Below are 5,232 nucleotides of genomic sequence, written 5' to 3'. Positions count from 1 at the left end.
TGCAGCCTTTTTATTTTAGCGGTTGTTCATGCCACAACAACTGCTTTTTTTGTGCAGAAAGAACTACTCTTCTGGTAAATAATTGCGTCGGCGGATAGCTTCTATGGGAGATAAACAGCAAAGTCAGCTGAGGAAATTTTTGCATAATATTAGTAAAAATTTCTCGTTCGAGTTTATAATCCAACGCACTGGTACTTTCATCCAAGACCAGTAATTGTGGCTGCCTAATTAAGGCCCGGGCGATGCCAATCAGTTGTATCTGACCACCGGATAATCCTTTGCCATCGGGGTGGATCACTTCTGCCAGACGCTTTTTGAGAGCGGATGAAAAGTGTAAGATTTTTAAAATCTCCTTTACTTGTCCTTGATCTGTAGTTTTGGCTCCTAAACAAATATTATCTAATAACGTCATTTCATAGAGTTTAATAGTTTGTGGAACTATTACACATAAATGGGACCAATTTTTTCGCGAAATGTCTTGAAAATGACACTGGTTAAAAGTAACAATTTTCGCTCTTTGCAGGTAGTCTTTCTTATCTACCGGATACAATAGGGCTGTGTTAATTAGAGAAGATTTACCGACACCAGTCGGACCACTGATCAGAATTCTGTCTCCGGAGTTAATAACTACTTTTTCTTTAAGCCTTGAACCATTAATAAGTTGAGAGTCAGCCTTGATAATAATAGGAAAGAGATTAGTAAGATGGCCTTTGCCTTCAAAAGAACAAGCCCTACTTAAGGTTTGGCTTAGTTCATCAATCCGCTGCACTGCGGGGGTATTTTTTTGAAAAGCAATTATTTGTGAGACTAGAACCGTCATTGCCGGCACAATCCATTGGTAAATTTGAGAAATAGCCACAAGATTGGCCACAAGATTTACTCGATTTCCCGAATTACCATAGCTAACTAATCCTAGAAAAATGGTTACAGTACAGATTACCTCTGCCATTTCTTGAAGCCAATTTAAAAAAATCGTTTGTTTATTTATCAGTAATTGACTTTTTAATAAATTAGTCGCCTGCTGCCGCCAAGTATGCTTAATAAATTGCGCAAAATTGGAGTTATTCCGAATACTATTAACCCCTCCAAAAGCAGTATCGCTGATTTGATTCCACTGAGATTCCTGTGCTAAATAGCGGCGATTACTGGTTTCCAAACGCCATGACTGAAGATAAACAAGGATATACTCAAATAAGTTAACCAGCAACAAAACCAAGCCCATTCTTAGATTTAAAAATAAAATAAAGACAAAACCCAGTATAATCGTGGTACTGAGCCACAAAAAATTGCCAATCCCACGAAAAATCATTCCTGTCACCTGCTCCGTTTCATTTAATAAGCGATGGATTACTTCCTCTTTATTTAAATGAAGGGTAAAACATTTTAGATATTGGGTGTAGCTTTGCTTTCTAAAGGATTGACTATTTTGAATAACGAAAGCAGAAAGATATAAATCTACAATAATTAGGCCGCAGGTTATCACGGGAATGATAATTAAGAAAAGAGTAATGACAAGTAATTCTGCTTCTCTTTTACGGGGAATGAAATTACTCAAAGCTGCCTTCGTTAGCAGCGGGGGCAATAATAAAATAAGCGATCGGGTGATCGTTATTAGCCCAATAAAAAGCTTGCGCCTGTGATTTCCATGCCACAGCACCTTATAAAAATTAGACTTATTCTTCATCACTTATCCATCTCCTGAGCAATGCTTTCATACTTGCCAAAAAGGGGCGGATAATTAATTCCACGAAAAAAGATAACTTTATCATCTAGGTTCAGTTCTTCGGTTCTGTGTAAAGCCTCAAAAATAATTGCTTCTTGATGTGTATTAATCAAGGATCTTATTTGTTTGGTTGTCTCAGGATCTAAGGAAGCCGTAATTTCATCTAGTAACAAAACGGGCGTTGCTTGCGCTAAGGCACGAAAAAGACAGATCACCTGTCGTTCTCCGCCTGATAATTGATAAGCTCCAGGACCGACTTGCGTATTTAATCCGGCCGGAAATCTTTGGACCCACTGGTTTACAAACAAGGTTTCCGGCCGTGAGAGTTGTGCAGCATTATTAAAAAAGATATTCTCACGAATAGTTCCTAAAATAATTACAGTTTGTTGGGCTACCAAGGCAAGTTGTTTTTTTAACGCTTCATTTTTGATTTGGGTCGATAAGCAATTATTGAAGACATATTGATATTTGGAGTATACCTGCTCCGCACATAATCCCCGCAAAAAAGTGGTTTTGCCTGATCCTGTTTTCCCCAACAAATAAATATGCATCCCCGGTAAGGCCTGTACAACGAGTTGCGAATCATAAAAAATAGTGATTTCTGTGATTTTACTTATTTCTTTAACTCCTGTAGCTACATCTGCAGAATTTAAATAGGCTGTCAGCGCTCTTTTCGAAACTAAAGCTTGTTGAATATCAACTAAGATGGAGAAAAAGGCTTTAAAAGGTGCATTTATGTAAGTAATTAATCCCATAACACTTACCAATTGTCCCAGCGAAATTAGCTGCCGCATAATCATAACTCCCCCTACTAATAAGGCTAGAGCCGGTGCCAGAGCATCTAAAGTCCGGGGAAAGGTCTTGAATAAATTTTTGGAAACGTCTATTTGTAAAAAAGCCTGACCCCATTTTTGTTGTAATCTGCGATAGAGCTGAGAAAAGAAATTAATATTATCGTACTGGTAGATTTCGGTTTTATTATCACTGCTATTAGCAACAAGTCCTTGTAAAGCCGCCTGTGTTTTTCGCAATTTTTGGATTGATCGTTGCTGTTTGGTGCCGAAGAATTTAAACGGAAAAATATAAATAATGGTGGTAAACAAAACGCAGAGCAACAGCCAGTGATTAATACCCCACAGAAGATAAATTGCGCCAAAAAACATTGTCACTTGCTGAACACAAGTGGGCAAAGTCTGGGAAAACAGCAATTGCAAGTTATTAATATCATTGGTAAATAATTGTCGATATTCACCATTCTTATACTTCAAGTTGTCGGCATAATTAATCGTAAAATACTTCTCTATTAAAAGCTGTCGGATTTCCTGGGCGTATTGACAGCCAATTCTTTCCGTTAAATACTCACTCATTAAAGCCAATACTTTGGTTACAACTAAAAAAACCAATAATATCATGAAAAAATATTCAACCTGCTTATTATTCAAAAAGGCATCTGTCAATTGCCCCATCAACTTGGGTATTTGCACAGTAAGTCCGGCTACAATAACACTGGCAACTGTAATTATAGCAATTGTCAATATTTTCTTGCGTGAGCGCATGTTTTTCACCCCCTACTATTTTCGAAAAAACCTTTCTCATCATTTAGCAGTGTTCTTAACGGTCAAGTTCTAATAAATTAGCCTTGAATTTGTGAAATTTTGGCTTAATTATTACCTATTTTAAAAATAGTTTAAATTTTATTAACTACTTTAGCATGATCAACTTTTTCTGGAAATAGGCCTTTTAAAGATCTTTTTCTTAGTCGTCAACAGCCTTTTCCCCTCAACCGCCAATTTCTGCTCTTGGGCCAGACCTATAAAAATTACTGTCGCAAGACTTTCTCTGCTTTTACACAGCCAATTACAAATAATTCAATATTTAAAATACAAATGTTAGGATAAGGTTGAAGCCAGTATTCAAATCACAACTTCGAGAGGAGAGGTAACAATGAAGAAGCAGGAGAAACTAACTACTAGTGCTGGTCAAGCGTGGGCTAATAATAACCACAGTCAAACCGCGGGTGAACGGGGCCCAGTTTTAATCCAAGATTATCAGTTATTAGAAAAATTGGCTCATTTTGATCGGGAAAGAATTCCTGAACGAGTAGTCCACGCTAAAGGGGCAGGAGCTCGAGGTGTGTTTACGCTGCATCAGGATATGAGTAAATATACTAAGGCCGATCTATTCACCGGTCACAACAAACAGACCCCTATTTTTATTAGATTTTCTCAAGTAGCTGGAGAAGCCGGTTATCCAGATACTATTCGTGATGTGCGCGGATTTGCCCTCCGCTTTTATACACAGGCGGGCAATTATGATATCGTAGGTAATAATACGCCGGTATTTTTTATTAATGATCCCTTAAAATTCCCCGATTTTATTCATTCTCAAAAACGTGATCCTCAAACTCATCTGCGCAGTAATGAAATGCAGTGGGATTTCTGGTCGCATTCGCCGGAATCAGTCCATCAGGTAACTTATCTCATGGGCGATCGGGGTAATCCTGCCAGCTATCAAAATATGAATGGTTATGGCAGCCATACCTTCAAATGGGTCAATGAACAAGGAGAACAATATTGGGTTAAATACCATTTTATTAGTCAGCAAGGCGTGAAAAATATGACTGATCAAACAGCCGCGCAAATTGCTGCTAAAGATCCGGATTACTTATTACACGAACTTTATGATGCAATTGCTAAAGGTCATTTCCCTAGCTGGAAAGTTTGTGTCCAAATAGTACCTTATGAAGCAGGCTTTAATTATAAATATGATATTTTTGATGTTACTAAAGTAATTTCTCATCATGATTATCCCTTAATTGAAATTGGTGAATTTACTTTAAATGAAAATCCTAAAAATTACTTTGATGAAGTGGAAGAAATTGCCTTCTCCCCGGCCAATATGGTACCGGGGATTGAACCTTCACTCGACAAACTTTTACAGGGACGTTTATTTAGTTATAAAGATGCTGCCAGATATCGTCTAGGAGTCAACTTTGATCAATTACCGATTAATCAGCCTTTAAACCCAGTTCACAACTATGAACGCGACGGCTTTATGGCCCAAAACCAGGATAATACCGTTAACTATGAACCGAACAGTTTTCAAGGTCCAAAAGAAGATAATTCTGCTCAAATTCAGGGAGATTCTGTCCAAGGAAAAACGGGTAATTACCTCCCCTATGATCAAGATTATTATTCTGCCGCGGGGCGTTTATATCGCGTCATGAAACCGGATGAACAAGAACGTTTGATTGCAACGATTAAAAACATGCTGGGATCTGTTACCAAACCAGAAATTAAGATTTTAGAAACCCGGCAATTTTATCAAGCTGACCATGAATATGGCCAAAGAGTGGCACAAGCTTTAGGCTTGAAGATGGAAGAGATCATCAAGCATTAATATTATCAATTTTAAGAGCAATCAGCTTACTCTATCTGCGCAGATAAAACTATGTAACTAAAATAAGAATCAAACTGTCTAAACACAGCTTGATTCTTATTTTTTTAGCC

Annotated in this window: 3 protein-coding genes; 1 reads left to right on the top strand and 2 read right to left on the bottom strand. The window is 37.7% G+C overall.

Going from position 1 to position 5,232, the window contains the following annotated elements; genetic code table 11:
* Positions 1-10: 10 nt before the first annotated feature.
* Together Q0R51_RS08950 and Q0R51_RS08945 are read right to left on the bottom strand one after the other, a co-directional pair.
* Positions 11-1,684, bottom strand: coding sequence for an ABC transporter ATP-binding protein (locus tag Q0R51_RS08950; protein WP_294758268.1), 1,674 nt, complete (start codon positions 1,682-1,684; stop codon positions 11-13).
* Positions 1,684-3,279 (bottom strand): ABC transporter ATP-binding protein, encoded by a 1,596-nt coding sequence (locus tag Q0R51_RS08945; RefSeq protein ID WP_294758266.1) that lies wholly within the window; start codon positions 3,277-3,279, stop codon positions 1,684-1,686. Before Q0R51_RS08945 ends, Q0R51_RS08950 begins: the two co-directional genes overlap by 1 nt.
* Positions 3,280-3,667: 388 nt before the next feature.
* Between Q0R51_RS08945 and Q0R51_RS08940 the strand changes: the two genes are divergently transcribed.
* Complete coding sequence (locus Q0R51_RS08940) at positions 3,668-5,122, top strand: catalase (RefSeq protein WP_294758264.1); 1,455 nt, start codon at positions 3,668-3,670, stop codon at positions 5,120-5,122.
* Positions 5,123-5,232 lie beyond the last annotated feature (110 nt).

The sequence above is a fragment of the uncultured Lactobacillus sp. genome, from assembly GCF_946477725.1.
GTDB lineage: Bacteria > Bacillota > Bacilli > Lactobacillales > Lactobacillaceae > Lactobacillus.
Note: the sequence above shows the minus strand (reverse complement) of the source record. Positions and strands in the feature narration are given on the sequence as shown.

Excerpts from the sequence above, each read along its gene's own strand:
- Q0R51_RS08950 (WP_294758268.1), bottom strand. The coding sequence starts at position 1,684 with ATGAAGAATAAGTCTAATTTTTATAAGGTGCTGTGGCATGGAAATCAC.
- Q0R51_RS08945 (WP_294758266.1), bottom strand. The coding sequence starts at position 3,279 with ATGCGCTCACGCAAGAAAATATTGACAATTGCTATAATTACAGTTGCC.
- Q0R51_RS08940 (WP_294758264.1), top strand. The coding sequence starts at position 3,668 with ATGAAGAAGCAGGAGAAACTAACTACTAGTGCTGGTCAAGCGTGGGCT.